We start from the raw sequence: 23,553 nt of genomic DNA, 5'->3' as shown, positions 1-23,553 counted from the left end.
GCACCGGCGCAGGGCGAGCGCCGTTTCACGCGCCTGCTTTTTCTTCCAGCAACAACCATTCCTCCTCGGCCGCCGTCAAGGCGGCCTGTCGTTCAGCCAGGCCTTGGGATGCCTTGCGGAACTTATCGGGTGATTTCTGGAACAGATCGGGGTCCGACAGGAAATCCGTCAGCTTGCGAATTTCGGCTTCCAGCTTTTCAATTACGTCCGGAAGCGACTCAAGCCGATGTTTTTCAGTGAACGTAAGGCCTTGCGCGGCTTTCCTGACCTTTTCCTCAGCAGCCGGAACCGACTTTGGCGATGCCTTGGGCGCGGCGCGCTCCGGCGCCTGTTCCGCCCGTTGGGCCTGATAGTCGGTCCATCCACCGGCATAGACCACAGCCCGCCCGCCGCCTTCCATCGCGACGGTCGTGGTCGCAACCCGGTCGATGAAGTCGCGGTCGTGGCTGACCAGCAGAACAGTCCCGTCATATTCGCCAAGGATATCCTGCAGAAGATCCAGCGTCTCGACATCAAGATCGTTCGTCGGCTCGTCGAGTATCAGCAGGTTCGACGGCTTGGCCATGATGCGCGCCAGAAGCAGCCGCGCGCGCTCTCCGCCCGACAGTGACCCGATGGGGGCACGCGCCTGCGCTTCGTCGAACAGGAAGTCCTTGAGGTAGGCAACGACGTGCTTGGGCGTCCCGCGCACCATCACCTGGTCGGACCGGCCGGACACCGACATCTCGGGATCGTTCACCAGCCCGTCCCAAAGCGACATATTGAAATCAAGCGCAGCGCGGGCTTGGTCGAAAACGGCGATCTGGAGGTTGGTGCCGTGACGGACCGTGCCCGTGTCGGGCGCAATCTCTCCGGTCAGCATCTTGAGCAGGGTGGTCTTGCCGACCCCGTTCGGCCCGACGAAGGCCACCCGGTCGCCCCGCAGCACCGTCAGGTCGAACGGACGCAGGATCAGCTTTTCACCGTACTGCTTTGAAATTCCTTTTGCCTCGATGACCAGGCGCCCGGAAACCTGACCGGTCTCCAACGCCATGTCGGCGGTGCCCTGACGCCGGATCATCGCCGCGCGCTCTGCCCGCAGCGCCTGCAGCGCGCGGACGCGACCCTGGTTTCGCTTTCGGCGCGCCGAAATCCCCTCGACCGCCCACTTTGCCTCGGACTTGATCTTGCGCTCAAGCTTGTGCCGCGCAACATCCTCTTCCGCCCACACAGTTTCGCGCCAGTCCTCGAACGCCTCGAAGCCCTTTTCGTTGCGCCGCACCGCGCCCCGGTCGATCCACAAGGTGGCCTTCGTCAGCGCGCGCAAAAAGGCGCGATCGTGGCTGATGATAACATAGGCCGCGCGGGTTTCGCGCAACTGGTCCTCAAGCCACCGGATCGCCTGAATATCCAGGTGGTTGGTCGGTTCGTCCAGAAGCATGAGCTCCGGCGCTTCGGCCAGCAGCTTGGCCAGCGCAGCACGGCGCCGCTCTCCTCCCGAGGCCGCCGCGATCGGTGTCTGGGGATCGAAACGCAACCCCTCGGCCACGACGGAAACACGGTAGTCTTCCCCCTCCGGCAGTCCCGAGGCCGCGAATTCGCCAAGCGTGGCGAACGCCGACAGGTCGGGTTCCTGCTCCATGTAGCCCACGCTGACGCCGGGCGGCACGGTCCGCACGCCCTGGTCGGGTTCGACCAGTCCCGCCATGACCTTCATCAGCGTCGACTTGCCCGAGCCGTTGCGCCCCACCAAGGCCACTCGGTCGCCCGCCTGGACCACGAGGTCCAGACCGTCGAAAACGGGGTTTCCACCAAAGGTGAGAGAGATGCCGGAAAGCTGAAGAAGAGGTGCGCGTGCCATGGCGCTCAGCTAACCGGTGGCCCGCAGGGCGTCAACGGCCCCGCAACGCCACCGCTGCAAATACTTGAGCGTAGGGCAGCTACTCGGCCGCAGCCTTTGCCGCCTCAAGCTCCTCGGCGCGCTTTTCGACAAGCTCGACGATATGGTCGATCATCTGCTCGTTCGACAGCTTGTGGCTTTGCTTGCCCGCCAGATAGACCATGCCGGAACCTGCGCCGCCGCCGGTGAAACCGATATCGGTCATCAGCGCCTCGCCCGGGCCATTCACGACGCAGCCGATGATCGATAGGCTCATCGAGGTCGTCACATGCGCCAGACGGTCCTCAAGCGCGGACACCGTCTTGATGACGTCGAAGCCCTGCCGCGCGCAGGACGGACACGAGATGATCGTGACCCCACGATGGCGCAGGCCCAGCGATTTCAGGATCTCGTATCCGACCTTCACCTCTTCCACCGGGTCCGCCGACAAAGAGACGCGGATCGTGTCGCCGATACCCATCCAAAGCAGGTTTCCAAGCCCGATCGCGGATTTGACGGTCCCCGAAACAAGCCCACCGGCTTCGGTTATGCCCAGATGGATCGGCGCGTCCGTAACCTCCGCCAACTGCTGATAGGCTGCGGCGGACAGGAAGACATCGGACGCTTTCACGCTGATCTTGAATTCGTGGAAATCGTTGTCCTGCAGCAGCTTGATATGGTCCAGGCCACTTTCGACCATCGCCTCGGGGCACGGTTCCCCGTATTTTTCCAGCAGATGCCGCTCAAGCGAGCCCGCGTTCACTCCGATCCGGATCGAACAGCCATGATCGCGTGCAGCCTTCACGACCTCTTTCACGCGCGCGGCAGAGCCGATGTTGCCGGGATTGATGCGCAGACAGGCTGCGCCCGCCTCGGCTGCCTCGATCGCGCGGCGATAGTGGAAATGGATGTCGGCGACGATGGGGACCGGGCTTTCCGCCACGATTTCACGCAGGGCGCGGGTCGATGCTTCGTCCGGGGTCGACACGCGCACGATATCCGCCCCCGCGGCCGCGGCGCGTTGAACCTGCTCGACCGTGGCCCGCACGTCCGAGGTGAGGGTGTTCGTCATCGTCTGAACGGATATCGGCGCATCGCCACCAACGGCGACATTGCCAACCATGATCTGTCGCGACTTCCGGCGGTAGATGTTTCGCCAGGGGCGAACGTGGTTCAGGTGATCGGAAGACATGTGCGGCCTCGCATCCCTTCGGGGTCAGCGCCTAGATAGTGCGTTGACCGCCAGAGGGCAATGCGGGCTACTGATCCGCGACCGGAACTTCCACCACGCTGGCCGAGGCGACGGCAACGAACCGCGCAAGATCGGCATCCTGCGACAGGTCTGCCACGGCAAAGGCCCCGGTCAACGATTCCGGGGTCAGCGCCAGGTTCTTGACCACCTGCGCGCCCTCCGCTGCCGGTCCGTAGGTCTGGCCCGCGACGGCGAAGTAGACAGAACCGGAGTTGCCGGCCCTCAGCAACGGCGCTTCCTCCATCATCGGGACCGCGTAACGCTCACCCGCATCGAGGATCTTTTCGAACAGGACCGTGCCATCCGCGGCGGATACCCGCACCCAAGACGGGCGCACGGCTAGGATCTCGACCCCCGGCGCGACATCGGCGACGACCTGAACAGGGGTCTCACCCAGTGCAGGAATGGAGCCGGTGGGTGCGAGTTCCGCCCCCGTGGCAACCTCGGCCAAGGCGCCGGAGGTTCGCGGGTCTATCGCTGCGATCGGGCCGTCGCGTGCCACCAGGACGGGCATTTCGAGCGCCTGGGGTCGGTAAAGGCGGTCATAGATTTCCGGCGATGTCGGCCCATCGTTGGCGGACAGCCCCGCGACATCCATGTCGGACATCATCGACTGATCTGAACCCGCCGCACCTGCCGTCGCCAGCGGGTCAAGCTCTGCCACGATGCCGGGCGCCTGTTCGACAGGTGCCAGCTGCACGCGCTGCACCTCCTGTAGAAGCGACCAGCCGCCATAGCCGATGCCGGCGATGAGGGCGAGCAGCACGGTTATCGAACCAAGCGCGCCCGGCTGGATGTTGGAAAGGATCGCTTCCCCTCTCGGGGCAAACGGGACCGAGGGCGCGGCGATTGCATCGGATCCTTCAAGGCGCTCGCGCTGCGGGCGCACCTTGGGGCCCGAAGCCGCGGGCGACATGCCGTGATGAACGGCAAAATTCGCCTCGACGCAAAACTTCGCGTAGGCCCATTCCGGGTCGATCCCAAGATAGCGCGCGTAGGAACGGACGTAGCCCGCGACAAAGCCCGGCGTTTCGAACGCCGAAGCGTCGGCGTTTTCGATCGCCGCGATATAGCTGGCCTTGATCTTGAGTTCGCGCTGAACGTCCAGAAGAGATTTGGCAAGCGTCGCGCGCTCTCCGCGCATCACGTCGCCAAGGCGCAGATCATAGTCGTCAAACCCTTTGGGTTTGTCCGCGCCCTGCGTCGAAGGATGAAACCTCCGCCCGATCATGCCCCTGCCCCTGGACCTTTATCCCCATCATGCCCGACGATTCGGGTCATAGCTTTCAGCCGTATTCAGGATTTCATAACACAGAGCAAGGCGGATTGCGACCGCCGAAGCCTTATGCGCTGAGTTGTTGGCGGTTCAACGCGCAATGCGACCACAGCGCATCCATCGCCTTGACCAGTCTGTCGATGTCCTCGGGCGCATGGACCGGAGAGGGCGTGAAGCGCAGACGCTCGGTCCCGCGCGGAACGGTCGGGAAATTGATCGGCTGCACATAGATTCCGTAGTGTTCCAGCAGCATGTCGGAGATCTTCTTGCAGTGCACCGGATCGCCCACATGGACCGGCACGATATGGGTTCCGTGGTCGATGATCGGCAGGCCAAGCGCCTTGAGCCGCGATTTCAGGACGCGGGCGTTTTCCTGCTGCTGGTCGCGCAACTCCTGTCCGGTCTTCAGGTAATGGACCGAAGCCGCCGCCCCCGCCGCAACCGCCGGCGGAAGCGAGGTCGTGAAGATGAAGCCCGGGGCATAGGAACGGATCGCATCGACCATCTTGGCCGACGCCGCGATATATCCGCCCATGACGCCATAGGCCTTTGCCAGCGTGGCGTTGATGATGTCGATCCGGCCCATAAGCCCCAGCTTCTCGGCGACACCAGCGCCCCGCGGGCCATACATGCCGACGGCGTGAACCTCATCCAGGTAGGTCAGCGCGCCGAATTCCAGGGCGATGTCGCAGATCGCCTTCATCGGGCTGATGTCACCGTCCATCGAGTAGATGGACTCGAAGGCGATCAGCTTCGGGGCAGCCGGATCGTCAGCCTCAAGCAACGCCCGAAGATGGGCAAGGTCGTTGTGGCGGAAGATTCGCTTCGCGCCGCCGTTGCGCCTGATCCCCTCGATCATCGAGGCGTGGTTCAATTCGTCCGAATAGATGATCAGGCCGGGGAAAAGTTTCGGCAGCGTCGACAGCGTCGCATCGTTGGCGATATAGGCTGATGTGAACAGCAGCGCCGCTTCCTTGCGGTGCAGATCCGCGATCTCGGCCTCAAGCCGCTTGTGGTACACGGTTGTGCCAGAGATGTTGCGCGTGCCGCCCGACCCCGCGCCTGTCGCGTCGATCGCCTCGTGCATGGCATTCAGAACGACGGGATGCTGCCCCATTCCAAGATAGTCGTTGCCGCACCAGACGGTGATCTCCCGCTGCGACCCGTCGGCCTTGTTCCACAGCGCCTTGGGAAAATGGCCCCGACGACGTTCGATGTCGATGAAGGTGCGATAGCGGCCTTCATCGTGCAGCCGCTTGAGCGCCGCGTCGAGCTGTGCGTTGAAATCCATTTCCGTCTCCTCAGGCGCCGTCCCGTTCCCAGCCTTATTATGGCCGGTGTTCGCGTGCGGCATTGATAAAGGTCAAAGCGCCCCGTGGCGAGTGTACAATTTGCCGCGCAGGGCGTTTTCATCCGAACACGCCCAAGTGCCGCGGAATCTGGACAAGGCACGGGCGCCTGATACCCTGCCCGCGCCGATGTTCCCAGGAGCCGACCATGAGCCTTGACGCCGTCCTGTCCCGGATTGACGAGACCCTTCCCGAAGCACTCGACCGGCTTTTCAGCCTTTTGAGGATCCCGTCCATATCAACCGATCCGGCTTTCCGGGGCGATTGCGCCAAGGCCGCCGACTGGTTGGTGGAAGACCTGAAGTCGCTGGGCTTCGAGGCATCCGCCCGCGCCACGCCCGGCCATCCTATGGTCGTGGCACATGGCGGTGAAGGCGGCCCGCATCTGCTTTTCTACGGTCACTATGACGTGCAACCCGTCGATCCGCTGGACCTGTGGCACCGCGATCCTTTTGATCCGGCGATCGAAGATACCCCCAAGGGCAAGGTCATCCGTGCGCGCGGATCGTCCGACGACAAGGGGCAGCTGATGACCTTCATCGAGGCCTGCCGCGCCTGGAAGACGGTTCATGGCACCCTGCCCTGCCGCCTGACCATCCTGCTTGAGGGGGAGGAAGAATCGGGTTCCCCCTCGCTTGTCCCGTTCCTCAAGGACAACAGCGATGAACTTTCGGCGGGGTTGGCCCTGATCTGCGACACCGGCCTGTTCGAATCCGCGCGCCCCGCGATCACGACCATGTTGCGGGGACTGGCCAGGATCGAGTTCACCATCCGCGCCGCCAGCCGCGACCTGCATTCGGGAATGTATGGCGGTCTGGCCCGCAACCCGATCCATGTTCTGACACGGATCCTGGGGGGATTGCACGACGACCACGGACGCGTCCAGGTGCCGGGCTTCTACGACGATGTGGACGAGTTGCCAGAGGTGATCCGGTCGCAGTGGCAGTCTCTGGCGTTCGATCACGGGACGTTCCTTGGCGACGTGGGCCTGTCCGTTCCCGCAGGAGAGGACGGAAGAACACCGCTGGAGATGATCTGGTCACGCCCGACAGCAGAGGTGAACGGGATCTGGGGGGGCTATACCGGGGCGGGCTTCAAGACCGTTCTGCCTGCCGAAGCCCATGCGAAGGTCTCGTTCCGGCTTGTGTCACGGCAGGACCCGGACAAGATCCTGCCCGCATTCCGCGGCTGGATCGAGACGCAGCTGCCCGCCGATTGCGAACTGGTCTGGACCGACCCCGACGGCAGCCCCGCCTCTGTCATGGAAATCGACAATCCCGCGTTCGAAGCGGCCCGCGCCGCCTTGAGCGAGGAATGGGGCAGCCCCGCCGCCTTCGTCGGCGCGGGTGGATCGATCCCGATCGCGGGCTATTTCAAATCCATCCTTGGCATGGACGCGATGCTGATCGGGTTCGGAAAGGACGATGACCAGATCCACTCTCCGAACGAGAAATACGACCTGTCGAGCTTCCATCACGGGATTCGCAGCTGGGCCCGCATTCTGGACCGGATCGCGAAATGAAACCCGACCTGCCCGAAGGGCTAGTGATTCGAGACGCAGTCGCCGCGGACGAGGCAGGCTGGCGGCGGCTCTGGTCAGAGTTTCTGACATTCTACGACAAGGACCTTCCTGACTCCGTGACATCACGCACATGGGCGCGGATCATGGACCCCGCACACCCCATGTCGCTCAGGCTGGCGGAACTGGACGGGGCGCCGACGGGGTTCACGCTGTGGCAGGTCCATGATTCCAGTTGGGTGGCCACCGGCGACCTTTACCTGGAGGATCTGTTCGTCACCCCCGCTGCCCGCGGCGGGGGGATCGGGCGTGCGCTGATCGGGGATCTTGTGGATATCGGCCGCGCGAGGGGCTGCACCCGCATCTACTGGATGACCGAGGAAACGAATGTCACGGCACGCAAGCTCTACGACAGATTCGCAAGCCCCGATGGCCACATTCGCTATCGTGCCGATCTGACGGGTTAGCTGCGCGCCAGGGCCACCCGCACAAGCTTGGCGATCAGCACCAGCCAGGGCGCCGCGTGAAGCAGCAGGTCGAAAATGTCGATCGGCCGCGTCAGCGTTCCCGCCGCCAACATCTTCAGCTTTTCCCAGATGTGCGGCTCGGGCACGAAGGGGGCAAGGCCCAGCGTCAGCGCCGCCAGAATCGCGATGTTCACAGGGATCTTGTCCAGCAATTCCATGCATCGCTCCGTCGCTTTGCGACCTGATAGCCGAACGGCACGCTTCCCGCACTGAGGCGAAAGCGCGCGCCTTGCGGCGACAACATCCGACAAGGAAGGAAAAGTGGCGCGGTTGACGGGGCTCGAACCCGCGACCCCCGGCGTGACAGGCCGGTACTCTAACCGACTGAGCTACAACCGCGCTGGTCAGCTCTCGGGCGATCCGGATGGTGGCGCGGTTGACGGGGCTCGAACCCGCGACCCCCGGCGTGACAGGCCGGTACTCTAACCGACTGAGCTACAACCGCGTGTCCACCCGCCCGGATCGCCGCCCGAGCGTGGGATGCGTAATATGCATCCCGCGCCCCCCCGTCAAGCGGCCCTGGCACGATTTCACAAAGGAATTTCCAGACGCTCGTGGACGCGCGCTTGACCTTGCCGTTCGCGCCCCATGTTATCGGCCCGTCCGACGGGACGACTCGACACCACCGGAGACTCAGCACGATGCAAAGCCCGCTTATGCCGCACCTGGACGCGATCCGCGCCCGCTTCGCGCATGTCGAAACCTGCCCGTTCGAGGGGCCTCGCGTCTTCTTCGAAAACGCGGGCGGTGCGCTTCGGCTGAAGTCGGTGATCGAGACCTCGGCCGCCTATGCGGGCTATCCCGACAACCAGGGGCGCGACAATGCCGCGTCGCGCGCGCTGATGGCGGCGATCGCCAAGGGTAAGGCCGACGCCCGCTTGTTCCTGAATGCCCCCGAGGGCGAGATCTTCGTCGGCGAAAGCGGCACGGAGGTTCTTTTCCGCCTGATCCGTACCGCCGCGCTTGGGGCCGAAGACGATGGCGCCATGCTTGGATCGACGCTTGAGCACCCCGCCTCGCGCAGCGCCATGGCGCGATGGGCCGAGGTCACTGGACGCCCGCACATCCTTGTCGCGCATGACGACGCGACGGGAACCGTCACGCCAGAGGCCTACGCCGAAAAGCTGACGCCGGACCTTCGCGTGGCCACCATCGTCCAGACCTCGCCCGTGACTGGCATGGCGGTCGACGTCGCCCGCATCGCCGCGATGATCCGCAAGGCCGCGCCGGACTGCCTGATCATCGTCGATGGCATCCAGCATGCAAGCCATGGCAACATCGACATCGCCGGCTACGGAATCGACGGCTATGCCATATCGCCCTACAAGGTATTTTCGCGCCACGGCTACGGTCTTGGTTGGGCGTCGGATCGCCTGACCGGCTTCACCAAGGAAAGCGTGGTCGGAGGCTCACCCCGCAACTGGGAACAGGGCACGCGCGATGCGGGCGCCTATGCGACCTTCTCGGATGTCGTGGCCTATTTCGACTGGCTGGGCGGCATCACGGGCGGCGGCGACACACCCCGCGCGCGGATCGAGTCGGCGGCGGCCGCCATCCACGATCACGAATCCGCGCTGATGGGCGCGATCCTCAAGGGCGAGGGCAACCGGCGCGGGTTGGCCGACATGCCGGGCGTGACGCTTATCGGCGGGCAGGGCGAAGGACGCGAAGGCGTGGTGTCCTTCACCCTGGACGCCGTTCCGGCGCGCGATCTGGTCGCCCACCTGAACGCGCGCGGCATCCGCACGCATATTCGACTTAACGATCACTACTGCGGCAACATCCTTGCCCCGCTAGGCATGGAGTCCTGCGTGCGCGCATCGATCTGCCACTACAACAGCCCCGCAGAGGTGGCCCGCTTTCTGGATGCGGTGGAAGAGGTCGCGGGCTGAGACCCGGCCAAAGGAAAACGGCCGCGGAAACCCGCGGCCGTTTTGCATTTCTGCTGTCCCGAAAGCTTAGCGCTTGGAGAACTGGAACGAGCGACGGGCCTTCGCCTTGCCGTACTTCTTCCGTTCGACCACGCGCGAGTCGCGGGTCAGGAAGCCGGCGGCCTTGAGCGCGCCACGGAGCGAGGGTTCGTACAGCTGCAGCGCCTTCGAGATGCCGTGCTTGACCGCACCGGCCTGACCCGAAAGGCCGCCACCAGCCACGGTCGCCATCACGTCGAACTGGCCTTCGACATTCGCGACCTGGAACGGCTGTTTCAGGATCATCTGAAGCACCGGACGGGCGAAGTACTGGGCCATTTCCTTGCCGTTCACGGTGACCTTGCCGGAGCCCGGCTTGATCCAGACGCGGGCAACCGCGTCCTTGCGCTTGCCGGTCGCGTAGGAACGGCCAAGCGCGTCACGAACGGGCTCACGCGGGGCTTCTTCGGCAGCGGCCGTCGCGGCCGGCTTGCCGGCAACCGCGGACTTCAGGTCGTCGAGGGATTTGATTTCGTCGGCCATCTTACGCGCTCCGGGTGTTCTTCGGGCTCATCGACTTGACGTCGAGAACTTCAGGCTGCTGGGCTTCATGCGGATGCGCGGCGCCTGCGTAGACGCGCAGGTTCGACATCTGCTGACGGCCAAGGCGGTTGCGCGAGATCATGCGCTCGACGGCCTTGATCACCACGCGTTCGGGGTGGGCGCCGTCAAGCACCTGCTCGGCGGTTCGGAACTTGATCCCGCCCGGGTGGCCTGTGTGCCAGTAGTAGCGCTTGTCGGCACGCTTGTTGCCGGTCATCTGCACCTTGTCGGCGTTGATGACGATCACGTTGTCGCCCATGTCCATGTGCGGCGTGAAGGTGGCCTTGTGCTTGCCACGCAGACGGTTGGCGACGATCACGGCAAGACGGCCCAGAACGACGCCTTCAGCGTCGATCAGGATCCACTTCTTCTCGATCTCCGCCGGTTTCGCGGTATAGGTTTTCATTGTCAGCCCTTTGGTTCGGGATCATTCGGAACGCCCGAGCGGACCTTCCAGAATTCGATGCGGGCTTTTCCGTCAAAGCTCGCGCCACGTCAAGGGTCACACTTCTGGAAAATGTGTTCTATTTCAATGTGTTAAAAAATAGGTATAAAAATACCCCACAATTTCGATCCGTTCTACCGACTGGGCGGAATGGAATAGGTCATGTTAGCGCGCGCGACCAGGTCTGACAGCCCGTCCGAGCGGATCAGGACATCCCCCACCGCAAGCACGCGGCCCAGTTTCAGCAGGCGCGCTTCGCAGATCAGGTCGCGGCCAGCCTCGGGCTTGCGCAGGAAGTCGATGCCGCCGCTGGTCGTGACGGCAAGCGCCACGGGCCCGATCCGGGACAGGATGGCCAGATAGACCGCCACATCGGCCAGCGCGAAGATGTTCGGCCCCGACACCGTGCCGCCCGGCCGCAGATGCCGCTCGGCGACCTTCAGGCGCATGACGATCCCGTCTTCAGTCAGTTGCTCGATCGCGAAGTCGCCGCTCACCTGGGGAAACTCCCGCATCATGAAGCTGGACAGCTCCTCCGCATTCATCACCGCCTGCATCTTCCCTCCTGCCAAATCGCGGCCTAAGGTTGCGCGAACAAAAGGGAATGACAAGATGACCGACGCCATCCTTCTGCGCGATGACCGGGACGGGATCGCCACGCTGACGCTGAACAATCCCGGCAGCCTGAACGCACTTTCCGACGCGATGCTGGCGGCACTCAAGGATGCGTTCGCGACTTTGGCGCAAGATCGTGGAACGCGCGTCGTGATCCTGAAGGGCGCCGGCAAGGCGTTTTGCGCGGGCCACGACCTGAAGGAGATGCAGGCCGGACGCCAGGCCGAGGACAAGGGCCGCGCCTACTTTGCCGACCTGTTCGCCCGTTGTTCTGACGTGATGCAGATGATCCCCGTTCTGCCTCAGCCCGTCATTGCCGAAGTCCATGGCATCGCGACCGCCGCGGGATGCCAGCTGGTCGCCTCATGCGACATGGCGGTGGCAGCCGAAGGCACGCGGTTTGGCGTGAACGGCGTCAACATCGGGCTGTTCTGCTCGACCCCGATGGTGGCGCTTTCGCGCAACGTGCCGCGCAAGGTCGCGTTCGAGATGCTGACGACCGGCCAGTTCATCGACGCCGCCCGCGCGGCCGAGGTCGGGCTTGTGAACCGCGTCGTCTCGCACGAAGCGCTGGCCCAGGAAACATGGGCTCTGGCCAAAACCGTGGCCGGCAAACTGTCGGCGGCGGTCAAGATCGGCAAGCGCGCCTTCTACGACCAGATCGAGATGACGCGCGCCGATGCCTACGATCACGCCGCCGCGGTCATGGTCGAAAACATGCTCTGGCGCGACACCGAGGAAGGGATCAGCGCCTTCATCGAAAAGCGCAAGCCGGACTGGTCATAGGGTTCAGATCCCGCGCGTTCTGAGCCAAAACGCGATCGCGAAGGCCAGAAGCGCCAAGCTCAGCGTGACCGCCAGCAGCAGCGAAACACCCCCCGCGCCGATCAGAAGCGCGCCCAGAAACGGCGCGACAGCCCCCGCCGCCAGCGGCGCCATGGCCAGGGCCCCGCTGATTGCGCCGAAGTTTTCCTGCCCCAACGCCTCGGCCGTGATCAGCGGACGCAGGATCGACTGCACCCCGATCGAGGCGCCCTGCCCCACCGCGTAGATCGCGAAAAGCCATGGATTACCCGTGGCCACCAGCAAGGCGAGGCTTGCGGCGCTCATCCCCAGTGCGATGGCGCGTGCGATGGTTCCAGTTCCCGCGCGCAGCCCCGGCAGTGTCAGGATCAGGCGGCCCGCCACCTGCATCGGCCCGACGGCGGACGCGACAAGAACGGCCAGAGCATGGGCCGCACCGCGATCGGTCAGGATCGGCAGGGCATAGGTCGTCAGCATCATGTGGTTTCCCATCATGAGCCCGAAATAGGTCGCAAGTGCCCAGAACTCTGGCCGGCGCAGCGCAGCGCGCACTCTGCCTGCATGCACTTCGGTCCGGTTTACCCCGCGCCTTTCGCCACGCCGAAGCAACCGGACGCCAAGCAGGTTGGCGGGCAAGGTGATCAGAAGCTGCACGCCCGCGAACAGCAGGATGGCGCCGCGCCAACCCAGAACCTCGCCGGCCCATGCTCCGATCGGGAATGCGAAGCTTGAGGCCAGACCCGCCACCAGAGTGACACGGATGATCCCGCGTCGCGCTTCCGGCCCCAAGCGGCGCAGCAGGAAGGAAAAACAGGTTTCGTACAGGCTTGCCGCCTGCGCCGCGCCGATCACGATCCAGAGCGCGTACCACGCCGACAGATGCCCCACCTGCGACAGCAGCGCCAGGCAAACCGCCCCCAGAAGCGCCGCGCCACCCAGAAGCCGGCCGCCATGCCCGCCATCCACCAGCCGCCCCGAAAACGGCGCAAGCGCGGCCTGCGTCAGCAGTGCGAGCGTCGGGCCAAGCGCAAGCTGGGCCCGGCTCCACCCGCTGCCGTCCTCAAGCGCGAGGATGATCGCCCCGAACATGTAGATCAGCGACGCGAAGCCCGCGGTCTGGCCTATCGCAAGGATCCAGACACCGCGGCTTTCATCGCGCGACATCGGTCAAAGCCCGTAAAGGGCCTGGAACTTCGCTTCCAGATAGTCCAGCAGCGGCCCCTCGTCCGGCGCAAAGCCACAGGCACGCGCAACGACCTCGGCGGGTTCATACAGGCCCCCGTGGCGCTGCAGATTTTCCCGCAGCCAGTCGGTGGCGGGCGCGGCATCGCCCTGGGCAAGCGCCGCGTCAAGATCGGGAACGTTCGCCCGCAGGGCCTTGTTCAAGCATCCGGCATAGACGTTCCCAAGGGCATAGGTCGGGAAGTAGCCGAAAAGGCCGACCGACCAATGCACGTCCTGCAGCATGCCATGCGCCGGCTTGTCGACCTTGACGCCGAAGTCGGCATGGAAACGCGCGTTCCAGGCCTCTTGCAGATCACTGACGGCAAGCGCGCCCGACATCAGCTGCCTCTCAAGGTCGAAGCGCATCATGATGTGCAGGTTGTAGTGCACCTCATCCGCCTCGGTCCGGACAAAGCCGGGCTGCACGCGGTTGACGGTGCGGTAGAACGTATCGGCGTCATGCACGCCGAAATCGCCAAAGGTTTCCCTCATCCGCTCGAACAGCCAGCCGGTGAACGCGCGAGAACGGCCCAGCTGGTTTTCATAGATCCGGCTTTGGCTCTCGTGGACACCCATCGACACGCCTGCTCCAAGCGGGGTCAGCAGGTAAGCCTGGTCGATCCCAAGCTCGTAGGCCGCGTGCCCGACCTCGTGGATCGTCGAATAGAAGCAGTTGAAGGGATCGGTTTCGGAAACGCGCGTGGTGATGCGCGCGTCGTTGCCCGAACCCGAGGAAAACGGGTGCACGGCCGTGTCCAGCCGGCCACGGTTCCAGTCATAGCCGAAGGCCGATGCAAGCTCTCGCGCCAGCGCAAGCTGTCCGGCCTTGTCGAACTTGTGGGACAGGGGTTCGGGCACATGACGCGCGCCCAGAAGCGCCTCGCGCAGCGCAACAAGCCGGGGGCGCATCCGGCCGAAGATCGCGGCGATTCCCGCGCCCGTCGCGCCGGGTTCGTAATCGTCCAGAAGCGCGTCGTAGACATCCCCCCCGCCGAAGCCACCGGCCGCCAGCGCCTGCCCGGCTTCCCGCTTCAGGCTTACCACCCTTTCAAGGGTCGGCAGGAAATGGGCGACATCGTTTCTTGCCCGCGCCTCGGCCCAGATGCCCTGAGCCATGCTGGTCACCCGCGCGATTTCCGCGGCAAGCCTGCCCGGAATGCAGGCGTTCCGCCCGTAGGCGCGCGATATCAGCGCAAGCGAACGCTGTCCCGCGGCGTCCGGGGCCTGCGCGCCGGCCAGCCAATCACCCACCCGAGGGTCGGTGCGGCGCGCGTGCAAGACACCCTCGATCGCCGCCATTTCCTCGCTGCGCTGTTCGGCAGCCCCAAGCGGCATCATGGTTTCCTGATCCCAGCCCAGCCGGCCGGCGATCTGCCCCAACGCCTCGGTTTCGCGCTGATAGGCCATGAGTTCGGCAAATGCGGTCATTTCGTTCCCCGGACCGATTGGACGATGGGATACTGCGCACGATGGCGGGCACGGATCACCGCGACCCAAAGCGCTACCGCGCCCAACTGGTGCGCAAGGCCAAGGCCCAGCGGGGCCGAGTGAAGGACGGTCACGATACCCAAGACGACCTGAGCAACAAGGACCGCGCCGACAAGATCGAACGCGCCCTTGGTCAGCGGATGGGCAGACCCCCTGCCCCGCCACCAGACGACCGCACCGAAGATCAGCGCAAGATAGGCCACCATGCGATGCACGAACTGCACAAGCCCCGGGTTTTCGAAGAAGGCGCGCCAGGCGCCACCGCCACCAGGAACGTAGAAGGCGTCGGCGGGAAAGAAGCTCTCGCCCATCAGCGGCCAGGTCGGGAAGGCGCGGCCTGCGTCGATCCCCGCCACCAGCGCACCAAGGAGGATCTGCACGAAGGCTAGATGCATCAGGCCCGTCGACATCGAGAAGAGCTTCGGCTCGCGTGAACGGCGCGCCTGCATCAATTGCGCCTCGGGTCGCGACAGCGAAAGGACATACCAGGCGATCAGGCCGAGGATCGCGAACGCAAGGCCCAGGTGCGTGGCAAGCCGGTAGGACGCGACGTCGACCACACTTCCTGTCAGGCCCGACGCCACCATCCACCAGCCGATCGCACCCTGCAGCCCGCCAAGGGCGCCCAGCCCAAGCAGGCGGCCCGTCCAACCGGCCGGAATGCGACTGGTCGCCCAGAACAGGACGAAGCCCAGCCCCCAGACCAGTCCGATCACGCGGCCAAGCTGTCTGTGGCCCCATTCCCACCAGAAAATCGTCTTGAAGGCCGCCAGGTCCATATGGCTGTTCTGAAGCTGGTATTCGGGGCTTTGCTGATACTTTGCGAACTCATCCTGCCAGTCGGCTTCGGTCATCGGGGGCAGCGCGCCGGTCACCGGGCGCCACTCGGTGATCGACAGCCCGCTGTCGGTCAGCCGCGTCAGCCCGCCCACCGCGATCATCGCGACGACCAGCGCGAAAAGGATCAAGAGCCACGCCCTGACCGCGCCGCGCGAGCCGCGCTTGCCCGCGTCGATCATGCCGCCCTTCGGCGTTGCCGCGGCCTTGGTTTCCGATGCGACTTCTTCGAATAGCTTTCTTTGACCGGCCATGTCCTGCTCCTTGATCGGCGGGACACTAGGCGCGCCGGCGGGCGGCTTCAAGAGGTGCGGCCCGTCTAGCCATCGCGCTTGCGCACGATCTGCCGCAGCGCGCCGTGAAGCGTCTGGACGTCGGCGCGCGTCAGGGGCATTCGGCTCCACAGGTTCCTGAGGTTCAGCCTCATCCCCTCCGCCTTGGTGGCGGGAAAGAAGAAGCCCGCATGCTCCAGCCGTTCTTCGAAATGATCGCCAAGGCGTTCGATCTCGATCACGGGCGCAAGCTCGGTCCCGGCAAGCTCAAGCACCTCGGCGGGGCGGGTGTCGCCCTGGCGCAGCCATTCGTAGGCGCACAGCAGCACCGCCTGCCCCAGGTTCAGCGAGGCGAAGTCGGGATTGACCGGGATCGATATGATCGCGTTCGCCCGCACGATGTCGGGATTCTCCAGACCCGTGCGTTCGGGGCCGAACAAAACTGCGACCTTCTGGCCCGACGCGATCAGCGCGCGGGCGTGCTCCATCGCGCGCTCAGGGGTCATCACGGGCTTGGTCAGGTCACGCGACCGCGCGGTCGTGGCAAAGACATAGGCGCAGTCGGAAATCGCTTCGGGCAGGGTCGCGAAGACCCCGGCGTTGTCCAGCACCTTGCCCGCCGCACCCGAGGCCATCGCGACCGCACGCGGATTGGGCCAGCCATCCCGCGGATCGACCAGACGCATCCGGTTCAGCCCGAAGTTCAGCATGGCGCGCGCGGCCGCGCCGATGTTTTCCCCCATCTGGGGTCGGACAAGAACGAAGGCGGGTTGGGCTTCTGTCATCTGCGGATCCTGCGGGTTTCGGGCCTGATACGATCTTGGCCCGCCCGTGACAAGAACGCCCGCCAAACGGGTCCTTGGACTTCGCCCGCGATCTGGGCTAATGCCCAACGGAAACCAACCCTTCGGAGCCCGGCATGTCGGACAATGACCGCCCGCAACTTTGCCTGATCACCCCGGCAGAGATCGACCTCGAAACCTTCTCGGACGCGCTGTCCTCGGTGCTTGACGCGGTCGAGACGGCCTGCCTGAGGATTTCGCTGTCCACCCGCGACGAAGACCGGATCGCGCGGGCCGCCGATGCGGTCCGTCTTGTCGCCCACGAACGCGATATCCCGGCCGTGATCGAGACCCATGTCCAGATCGCCGAACGTCATGGCCTGGACGGTGTTCACCTGAACGATGGCGCGCGCTCGATCCGCACGGCACGCAAGGCGCTTGGCCCGGACGCCATCGTCGGGTCCTACTGCGGCAATACCCGCCACGAAGGCATCAACGCGGGCGAGGCCGGTGCAGACTATGTGGCCTTTGGTCCTGTCGGCTCGGTCACGCTTGGCACGGATGGCGCCGCGGAACACGAGCTGTTCGAATGGTGGTCCGCGATGATCGAAGTACCGGTGATCGCCGAGGGCGGCCTGACGCTGGGGCTTGTGGAAAGCCTGGCGCCTGTCACCGATTTCTTCGCCTTCGGCGACGAGATCTGGAACTCCGAGGACCCGGCACAGGCGGCGCGCGCCCTGTTCGCCCCGATCCTTTAGGCCCGATCCGTTCGATTGGCGGTCGGACCCAGACGGGACTCCAGCCCCTGGCGGACGACCTCTTCGCAGTACTGCGCCAGCTCTTTGCGGGACGGAAAGGCGTCAACCGCGACGGGATCGTGAAAGATCACCTCGACCCTGCCCTGACGCAGGGGGGCCAGCGCCTTGATGAAATGGGGGCCGAACTCCATGTCGCCCCACCACCCGTAGAACCGTGGCTTCTGACCAACCGGGGCGTGATAGACGACCGACACCGGCTGGATGTGCATGGTGTGATCCAGGCCGTGCGTGTAGAACGCCTGGAACAGGGTCGGCTTGAAGGGCAGCACCCGCAGGCCGTCGGTGGACGTGCCTTCGGGAAAGAACACAAGCCTGTGGCCGGCACGCAGGCGTTCTTCGAAGACGCGCTGCTGGTCCTTCGCCTGCCGGGGATCGCGCGCGATGAAGACAGTGCCCGTCGCGCGCGCAAGCCACCCGATCGCAGGCCACTTCGCGACCTCGGACTTGGACACGAAGTAGATCCGCTGGCAAGCGTTCAGGGTAAAGATATCAAGCCACGATGCGTGGTTCGACACGACAGCACCCTTTTTTCGCATGGGCTGTCCGTGAATCCTGTAGCGGATTCCCATGATGACAAAGGCAGACCGGCAGACGAACTGCGTGACGTAAGGGGTGAACGGCCGCCGGTCACGAAAGACCGGCACCTCGACAAGGCGCAAGGCAAGCAGCAGCATGAGGGACCCGTAGGTCACCACGCCAAGCGTCACCCCGCGAAGACCCGCCACCGCCCAGCCCAAGGGGCCTATGCGGACGCGGTCATGCGGTTCGTCCGCATTCCAAGTGGTCAAACCTTCGCCTCGAACTTGCGGACGTAGAAGCCTTTGTGCTTGGCGCTCATCGCCGCGGTGTCCATCAGAAGCATGACGTCGGTGGTATTGAAGGCGTGGTCGACGAAAGCCCCCTCGCCCACGAAGCCGCCTAGCCGCAGATAGGCCTTCATCAGCGCGGGCATGGCCGCAAGGGCGGCGCGCTTGTCCAGGGCTTCGGCGGGAAGAAGATCCATGGGCTGGAAATGCTCCTCGATCGCACGAACGCGCAGGGGCTCGGGTGCAAGGTGATGATGGTGCAGCCAGGAAAGTGGCGTTTTCAGCGGCTCGATATCCGTACCGTGAAAGCTTGCGACACCGAACATGACGTCGATTCCGCGCTCCAGAACGTATTCGGACAGCCCGTTCCAAAGCAGGAACATCGCCGATCCGGTGCGGTAGTCGGGGTGAACGCAAGACCGCCCAAGTTCCAGAAGGCGGCGCCCGCAGTTCCTCAGCTTCGTCAGATCGTATTCGGCGTCGCAGTAGAAACGCCCGAAATCCGAGGCGCGCTCGCCGGGAAACAGCCGGTAGACAGCAACGACGTGGTCCAAGGCTGCGGCGTCGCGGCGATTGTCGACCAGGATCAGGTGATCGTTCACAGGGTCGAACTCGTCCCGTTCGAACCTGCCGACGTGGTCCACCAACGGGCCATCACCGCCCAGTTCCCTGACGAAGACGGAATAGCGCAGGCGCTGCGCAGCAAGACAGTCCTGCTCGCTTTCGGCAAGGCGGATGCAGAAAGGCGAATTGTCAGGGATCATCGGCCGGTCCAGCACAGTTGCTCCTTCGGGTGTTCGCGATCTAGGCACTGTGCACAACTTTTGCAACGAAATCATGTAGGGCAGGATGTCTCACTGCAAGCACTGACTGCTAAATCTTGCGGGTTTAACCTTTCCTCAACTATGTTCTCCGAAAACCGGCTCCAGTGCCACCTGCAGCCCATCGATGACCACTTTGCCGGCATGTTCGAAGTTCACGGTGATCCGGTTTCCGATCCGCGACTGCACCTGCCCAAGGCCCCAGTCGGGCGCCGCGGGGTTTTTCACCATCATCCCCGGCTCAAGCATCGCGTTCAGTCCCTTCATGCCACCTCCGAGGTTCCCATATGCCGAATGACACGGCCGAACTTGCAGCTCTGATCGGCTCGCGCATCTGCCACGACCTTATCAGCCCGATCGGCGCGATCGGCAATGGTGTCGAACTTTTGTCGATGTCCGGCGCCGCGGGACCAGAAGTCGCGCTGATCGCGGAAAGTGTGAGTGCGGCCAACGCGCGCATCCGCTTCTTCCGCATCGCATTCGGCGCCACATCATCAAGCCAACCCGTGTCACATTCCGAAATTCTTGCGATACTGGCCGACCTTGGACGCGGTGGGCGGCTTTTCTTCGACTGGCAGCCAGTCGGCGATCAGCCGCGCGACCTGGTCAAGCTTGCGTTCCTTCTGCTGCAATGCTGCGAAACCGCGATGCCGTTTGGCGGCGACGTAACAATCACGCGGGACGGGCAAGACTGGCGCATCACCGCACAGACTGCCCGTCTCAGGTTCGACGCGGGCCTCTGGGAGCGCATGGAGGGCGGGACCGCGCCCGTATCTCCGTCCCAGGTCCAGTTCGCATTGGCCCCCACCGAGGCAAGTGCGATGGGCCGTCAGCTGAGGTTCACGCGCGATGAAAACCGGATCGACATCCGCTTCTGAGCAACGCTTGGCGATCAGGAACGAACCGTTCCCTGCCCCTCGACAAGGTATTTGAAGCTTGTCAATTGCTCGGCGCCGACAGGCCCGCGGGCGTGCATCTTGCCCGTCGCGATCCCGATCTCTGCACCCATTCCGAATTCGCCGCCGTCGGCGAACTGGGTCGAGGCGTTGCGCATGAGGATCGCGCTGTCGAGCCGGGCAAAAAAGCGTTCGGCCGTGGCATCGTCCTCGGTCAGGATCGCTTCAGTGTGCGACGACCCGTAGTGCCGAATGTGCGCAATCGCTGCGTCAACGTCGTCAACGACGCGGGCCGCGATGATCATGTCCAGGAACTCGCGCCCGAAATCGTCCGAGTTCGCTGCACTTGAACCGCGAAGCCCCTCGGCACGCACTTCGACGCCCGCCGCAATCAGGTCATCGACGATCTGCTGCCCAAGGGTCTCTGCCACGTCGCGGTGGACCAGCAGGCACTCCGCAGCGCCGCAGATGCCCGTGCGCCGGGTCTTGGCGTTCAGCACGACCCTGCGCGCCTTTTCGGGATCGGCGGCCTTGTCGACATAGACATGGCAAATCCCCTCGAGGTGCGCGAACACGGGAACCCGCGCCTCGGTCTGGACAAGCCCGACCAAACCCTTGCCGCCACGCGGCACGATCACGTCGATCGTTCCGACCGCACGCAGCATCTGGGTCACGGCCGCGCGGTCACGCGTCGGGACAAGCTGGATGGCCGCTTCCGGCAGTCCAGCCGACCGCAATCCCTGGACCAGACAGCCATGAATCGCGCGGCTTGAGTGAAAGCTTTCAGAGCCACCCCGCAAGATGACCGCGTTGCCGGATTTCAGGCACAGCGCGCCCGCGTCAGCCGTCACATTGGGCCGACTTTCATAGATGACGCCGATCACGCCCAAGGGCGTGCGCACCCTGCGGATGTGCAGGCCCGAGGGCATGTCCCATTCGGCGATGACCTCACCCACCGGGTCCTTCTGCGCGGCGACGGCTCTAAGGCCATTGACGATGGCCGCGATGCGTGCGCCATCCAGCAAGAGCCGGTCCATCATCGCGGGGCTCAGCCCTTTTTCCCGGCCGTAAGCCAGGTCTTCGGCGTTGGCTGCCATGATCCGGGCCTCCGAGGCCGCGACCGCATCCGCGGCAGCTTCCAGCGCCGCCTTGCGCGCACTGGCCGAAGCGAAGGCAAGCTCTGCCGCCGCTGCCCTGGCCTTCGCGCCAATATCGTCCATCAGCGCCACGATGTCGTCCGCGTCCCTCACAGGATACCCTTTCTACTCGGTCAGATCGTCGCCGCCGGAACCTGGCCCGGTTGAGCGCCTCACAGAACCATGTCGTCGCGATGAACCATCGGCCCGCGGCCGGCATAGCCCAGAATAGCTTCGATGTCACCCGACCGGCGCCCTGCAATCGCCTGCGCCTCGGCAACCGAATAGCGCACCAGGCCCTTGGCCAGAACCTCTCCGCCCGGGCCAAGGATCGCGACCGGATCGCCGCGCCCGAAGCGGCCAGCCACTGAGGTGACGCCAGCCGCCAGAAGAGACTTGCCGCCGCCAAGCGCAGCCACCGCGCCCGCGTCAAGCCAAAGTTCCCCCCGAGGCTTCATCGCGGCGATCCAGCGCTTGCGTGCCGCCTGGGGGTCGCCGTCGGGCAGGAACCAAGTCCGGTTCGCGCCCTCCGAAAGCGCCGTCAGTGGGCGCAGAACAGAGCCTTCCATGATCGCCATTGCGCAACCGCCCGCGACCGCGGTCTTGGCGGCAAGCAGCTTGGTCTTCATGCCCCCCTTTGAGAGGCCGGACACAGGATCGCCCGCCATGGCCTCGATCGCCGGCGTGATGCGATCCACGATGTCGAACCTTGTCGCCGTTGGATCTTCCTTCGGGTTGGCTGAATAGAAGCCGTCGACGTCAGACAGCAGAACCAGCTGGTCCGCCCCGACCGTCACCGCGATCTGCGCCGCAAGGCGGTCATTGTCCCCGAAGCGGATCTCATCCGTCGCGACGGTGTCGTTTTCGTTGACGATCGGAACGACACCCAGCGACAGAAGTGTTTCCATCGTGGCCCGCGAATTCAGGTAACGGCGCCGGTCTTCGGTATCTTCAAGCGTCACAAGCACCTGGCCCGTCGGGATGCCATGGGGCGCCAGAACCTCTTCGTAGGCGCGGGCCAAGCGGATCTGGCCCACCGCCGCGGCGGCCTGGCTTTGATCCAGCGTCAGCGCACCCCAAGGCAGCCCCAGCACCCCGCGCCCAAGCGCGATGGAACCGGATGAAACCAGGATCACCTGCGTGCCACGCGCACGCGCGGCCGACACATCTTCGGCGAGGCCGCGAAGCCAATCGGTCTTCAGCCCGCGCTCCCGGTCTACCAGAAGCGCCGAACCGATCTTGACCACAAGCCGCCGCGCACCGGCGACATCAGGGCTCAGGGCTGCCATGCCTTCACCTCGGGGGCGCCGGCGCGGTCGGCCATGATCTCTGCCCAGATCGCGCGCAGAACTTCGGTCAGGCCCATGTTGGCAGCACCGGAAATCAGGAAGACCGGGCCGCCCACGGCTTTCTCAAGCGAACGCTTGCGCCCCGACAGCGTCTTGGCGTCGAGCGCATCGATCTTGTTCAGCGCGGTGATCCGCGGCTTTGCGGCAAGTTCGGGTGAATAAGCCTCAAGCTCCTTCAGGATCGTCCGGTAATCCTTTGTGATCGTTGAGGATGTTCCATCTACCAGATGCAGAAGCACCGAGCAGCGTTCGACATGGCCAAGGAACATGTCGCCCAGGCCCCGTCCTTCGGAGGCACCCTCGATCAGGCCGGGGATATCGGCCATGACGAATTCCTTGCCGTCAACGCCGACCACGCCCAGGTTCGGATGGAGCGTCGTGAAGGGATAGTCCGCGATCTTGGGGCGTGCGTTCGACACCGCGGAAAGGAAGGTGGATTTGCCCGCGTTCGGCAGACCCAGAAGCCCCGCGTCCGCGATCAGCTTGAGCCGCAGCCAGATGGTGCGCTCGATCCCTTCTTGCCCCGGATTGGCCCGGCTTGGCGCGCGATTGGTCGAAGATTTGAAGTGCAGGTTGCCGAATCCGCCGTTGCCGCCCTTCGCAAGGCAGACGCGCTGACCGACCTCGGTCAGGTCGGCGATCAGCGTTTCTTCGTCCTCGTCGATGATCTCGGTCCCCACGGGCACCTTCAGGACGATATCGTCGCCGTCCTTGCCGGTGCGCTGGCGGCCCATGCCAGGTTGTCCGTTCTTCGCGAAGAAATGTTGCTGGTACCGGAAGTCGATCAGCGTGTTCAGACCGTCGACGGCCTCGGCCCAGACAGAGCCGCCCTTGCCGCCGTCCCCTCCGTCGGGGCCGCCAAACTCCACGAATTTCTCGCGCCGAAACGACACGCACCCCCCGCCACCGCCGCCAGAGCGGATGTAGACCTTGGCAAGATCGAGAAATTTCATAGTATGCGCCCTT

General features: G+C 64.5%; 24 protein-coding genes and 2 tRNA genes. 6 read left to right on the top strand and 20 right to left on the bottom strand.

The window, feature by feature from the left end; genetic code table 11:
• Window positions 1-25: 25 nt before the first annotated feature.
• The 4 genes from OEW28_RS17685 to hemA all read right to left on the bottom strand — a co-directional run bounded on the left by OEW28_RS17685 (window position 26) and on the right by hemA (window position 5,677).
• A complete protein-coding gene (locus tag OEW28_RS17685) occupies window positions 26-1,840 on the bottom strand; it encodes an ABC-F family ATP-binding cassette domain-containing protein (RefSeq protein WP_263736120.1) in 1,815 nt (604 codons plus the stop codon).
• 79 nt (window positions 1,841-1,919) lie between these two features.
• On the bottom strand, window positions 1,920-3,050 hold the full coding sequence (gene ispG, locus OEW28_RS17680) for a flavodoxin-dependent (E)-4-hydroxy-3-methylbut-2-enyl-diphosphate synthase (protein ID WP_263736119.1): 1,131 nt from the start codon (window positions 3,048-3,050) through the stop codon (window positions 1,920-1,922).
• A gap of 67 nt (window positions 3,051-3,117) precedes the next feature.
• The gene (locus OEW28_RS17675; RefSeq protein ID WP_263736118.1) at window positions 3,118-4,341 is read right to left on the bottom strand and encodes a helix-turn-helix domain-containing protein; all 1,224 of its coding nucleotides are present in this window, start codon (window positions 4,339-4,341) and stop codon (window positions 3,118-3,120) included.
• Between the two features lie 112 nt (window positions 4,342-4,453).
• Window positions 4,454-5,677 (bottom strand): 5-aminolevulinate synthase, encoded by a 1,224-nt coding sequence (gene hemA, locus OEW28_RS17670; protein WP_263736117.1) that lies wholly within the window; start codon window positions 5,675-5,677, stop codon window positions 4,454-4,456.
• A 206-nt stretch (window positions 5,678-5,883) separates the two neighbouring features.
• Between hemA and OEW28_RS17665 the strand changes: the two genes are divergently transcribed.
• Together OEW28_RS17665 and OEW28_RS17660 are read left to right on the top strand one after the other, a co-directional pair.
• On the top strand, window positions 5,884-7,257 hold the full coding sequence (locus tag OEW28_RS17665; protein WP_263736116.1) for a M20/M25/M40 family metallo-hydrolase: 1,374 nt from the start codon (window positions 5,884-5,886) through the stop codon (window positions 7,255-7,257).
• Complete coding sequence (locus tag OEW28_RS17660) at window positions 7,254-7,721, top strand: GNAT family N-acetyltransferase (RefSeq protein WP_263736115.1); 468 nt, start codon at window positions 7,254-7,256, stop codon at window positions 7,719-7,721. The genes OEW28_RS17665 and OEW28_RS17660 overlap by 4 nt, the downstream gene beginning before the upstream one ends.
• Here OEW28_RS17660 and OEW28_RS17655 read toward each other — a convergent pair.
• The 3 genes from OEW28_RS17655 to OEW28_RS17645 all read right to left on the bottom strand — a co-directional run bounded on the left by OEW28_RS17655 (window position 7,718) and on the right by OEW28_RS17645 (window position 8,226).
• Window positions 7,718-7,939 carry an RND transporter gene (locus OEW28_RS17655; protein ID WP_263736114.1) on the bottom strand — a complete coding sequence of 74 codons (222 nt, stop codon included), beginning with the start codon at window positions 7,937-7,939 and terminating at the stop codon, window positions 7,718-7,720. The two genes, OEW28_RS17660 and OEW28_RS17655, sit on opposite strands and share 4 nt — an antisense overlap.
• Window positions 7,940-8,043: 104 nt before the next feature.
• Window positions 8,044-8,120: transfer RNA gene (locus OEW28_RS17650), tRNA-Asp, on the bottom strand.
• Between the two features lie 29 nt (window positions 8,121-8,149).
• Window positions 8,150-8,226 (bottom strand) — tRNA-Asp (locus OEW28_RS17645).
• Between the two features lie 196 nt (window positions 8,227-8,422).
• Here OEW28_RS17645 and OEW28_RS17640 point away from each other — a divergent pair.
• The gene (locus OEW28_RS17640; RefSeq protein WP_263736113.1) at window positions 8,423-9,673 is read left to right on the top strand and encodes an aminotransferase class V-fold PLP-dependent enzyme; all 1,251 of its coding nucleotides are present in this window, start codon (window positions 8,423-8,425) and stop codon (window positions 9,671-9,673) included.
• 66 nt (window positions 9,674-9,739) lie between these two features.
• Here OEW28_RS17640 and rpsI read toward each other — a convergent pair whose 3' ends face one another.
• The 3 genes from rpsI to OEW28_RS17625 form a co-directional block, all read right to left on the bottom strand.
• A complete protein-coding gene (gene rpsI / locus OEW28_RS17635; RefSeq protein ID WP_263736112.1) occupies window positions 9,740-10,234 on the bottom strand; it encodes a 30S ribosomal protein S9 in 495 nt (164 codons plus the stop codon).
• 1 nt (window position 10,235) lies between these two features.
• Window positions 10,236-10,700, bottom strand: a complete 465-nt coding sequence (gene rplM / locus OEW28_RS17630; protein ID WP_263736111.1) for a 50S ribosomal protein L13 — start codon at window positions 10,698-10,700, stop codon at window positions 10,236-10,238.
• Window positions 10,701-10,873: 173 nt separating this feature from the next.
• On the bottom strand, window positions 10,874-11,296 hold the full coding sequence (locus tag OEW28_RS17625; protein ID WP_263736110.1) for a PaaI family thioesterase: 423 nt from the start codon (window positions 11,294-11,296) through the stop codon (window positions 10,874-10,876).
• Between the two features lie 55 nt (window positions 11,297-11,351).
• On the opposite strand from OEW28_RS17625, the gene OEW28_RS17620 reads away from it, so the two are divergent.
• Window positions 11,352-12,140 carry an enoyl-CoA hydratase gene (locus tag OEW28_RS17620; RefSeq protein WP_263736109.1) on the top strand — a complete coding sequence of 263 codons (789 nt, stop codon included), beginning with the start codon at window positions 11,352-11,354 and terminating at the stop codon, window positions 12,138-12,140.
• A gap of 3 nt (window positions 12,141-12,143) precedes the next feature.
• Here the strand turns inward: OEW28_RS17620 and OEW28_RS17615 are convergent, their stop codons facing one another.
• From OEW28_RS17615 to OEW28_RS17600, 4 genes are all read right to left on the bottom strand, one after another.
• Window positions 12,144-13,322: an MFS transporter gene (locus OEW28_RS17615; RefSeq protein ID WP_263736108.1), complete on the bottom strand. Its 1,179-nt coding sequence runs from the start codon at window positions 13,320-13,322 to the stop codon at window positions 12,144-12,146.
• 3 nt (window positions 13,323-13,325) lie between these two features.
• Window positions 13,326-14,810, bottom strand: coding sequence for a carboxypeptidase M32 (locus OEW28_RS17610; RefSeq protein ID WP_263736107.1), 1,485 nt, complete (start codon window positions 14,808-14,810; stop codon window positions 13,326-13,328).
• Window positions 14,807-15,961 (bottom strand): heme A synthase, encoded by a 1,155-nt coding sequence (ctaA, locus tag OEW28_RS17605; protein ID WP_263736106.1) that lies wholly within the window; start codon window positions 15,959-15,961, stop codon window positions 14,807-14,809. Before ctaA ends, OEW28_RS17610 begins: the two co-directional genes overlap by 4 nt.
• Before the next feature lie 65 nt (window positions 15,962-16,026).
• Complete coding sequence (locus tag OEW28_RS17600; RefSeq protein WP_263736105.1) at window positions 16,027-16,764, bottom strand: RNA methyltransferase; 738 nt, start codon at window positions 16,762-16,764, stop codon at window positions 16,027-16,029.
• A 134-nt stretch (window positions 16,765-16,898) separates the two neighbouring features.
• On the opposite strand from OEW28_RS17600, the gene OEW28_RS17595 reads away from it, so the two are divergent.
• Window positions 16,899-17,519, top strand: a complete 621-nt coding sequence (locus OEW28_RS17595) for a thiamine phosphate synthase (RefSeq protein ID WP_263736104.1) — start codon at window positions 16,899-16,901, stop codon at window positions 17,517-17,519.
• On the opposite strand, the gene olsA is transcribed toward OEW28_RS17595, so the two are convergent.
• From olsA to OEW28_RS17580, 3 genes are all read right to left on the bottom strand, one after another.
• Window positions 17,516-18,367, bottom strand: coding sequence for a lyso-ornithine lipid O-acyltransferase (gene olsA, locus OEW28_RS17590; protein WP_263736103.1), 852 nt, complete (start codon window positions 18,365-18,367; stop codon window positions 17,516-17,518). The two genes, OEW28_RS17595 and olsA, sit on opposite strands and share 4 nt — an antisense overlap.
• Window positions 18,364-19,149 (bottom strand): L-ornithine N(alpha)-acyltransferase, encoded by a 786-nt coding sequence (olsB, locus tag OEW28_RS17585; protein ID WP_263736102.1) that lies wholly within the window; start codon window positions 19,147-19,149, stop codon window positions 18,364-18,366. The genes olsA and olsB overlap by 4 nt, the downstream gene beginning before the upstream one ends.
• Before the next feature lie 135 nt (window positions 19,150-19,284).
• A complete protein-coding gene (locus OEW28_RS17580) occupies window positions 19,285-19,473 on the bottom strand; it encodes a DUF3553 domain-containing protein (protein WP_263736101.1) in 189 nt (62 codons plus the stop codon).
• Between the two features lie 20 nt (window positions 19,474-19,493).
• On the opposite strand from OEW28_RS17580, the gene OEW28_RS17575 reads away from it, so the two are divergent.
• Window positions 19,494-20,084, top strand: coding sequence for a histidine phosphotransferase family protein (locus OEW28_RS17575; RefSeq protein WP_263736100.1), 591 nt, complete (start codon window positions 19,494-19,496; stop codon window positions 20,082-20,084).
• A 14-nt stretch (window positions 20,085-20,098) separates the two neighbouring features.
• Here OEW28_RS17575 and OEW28_RS17570 read toward each other — a convergent pair whose 3' ends face one another.
• From OEW28_RS17570 to obgE, 3 genes are all read right to left on the bottom strand, one after another.
• Entirely contained in the window at window positions 20,099-21,322 is a 1,224-nt protein-coding gene (locus tag OEW28_RS17570; protein ID WP_263736256.1) for a glutamate-5-semialdehyde dehydrogenase, read from the bottom strand.
• Window positions 21,323-21,411: 89 nt separating this feature from the next.
• Window positions 21,412-22,527, bottom strand: coding sequence for a glutamate 5-kinase (gene proB / locus OEW28_RS17565; RefSeq protein ID WP_263736099.1), 1,116 nt, complete (start codon window positions 22,525-22,527; stop codon window positions 21,412-21,414).
• Complete coding sequence (gene obgE / locus OEW28_RS17560) at window positions 22,515-23,540, bottom strand: GTPase ObgE (protein WP_263736098.1); 1,026 nt, start codon at window positions 23,538-23,540, stop codon at window positions 22,515-22,517. The genes proB and obgE overlap by 13 nt, the downstream gene beginning before the upstream one ends.
• Window positions 23,541-23,553 lie beyond the last annotated feature (13 nt).

Origin of the sequence: Albidovulum marisflavi (genome assembly GCF_025751435.1) — a bacterium.
Classification (GTDB): domain Bacteria; phylum Pseudomonadota; class Alphaproteobacteria; order Rhodobacterales; family Rhodobacteraceae; genus Albidovulum; species Albidovulum marisflavi.
Note: the sequence above shows the minus strand (reverse complement) of the source record. Positions and strands in the feature narration are given on the sequence as shown.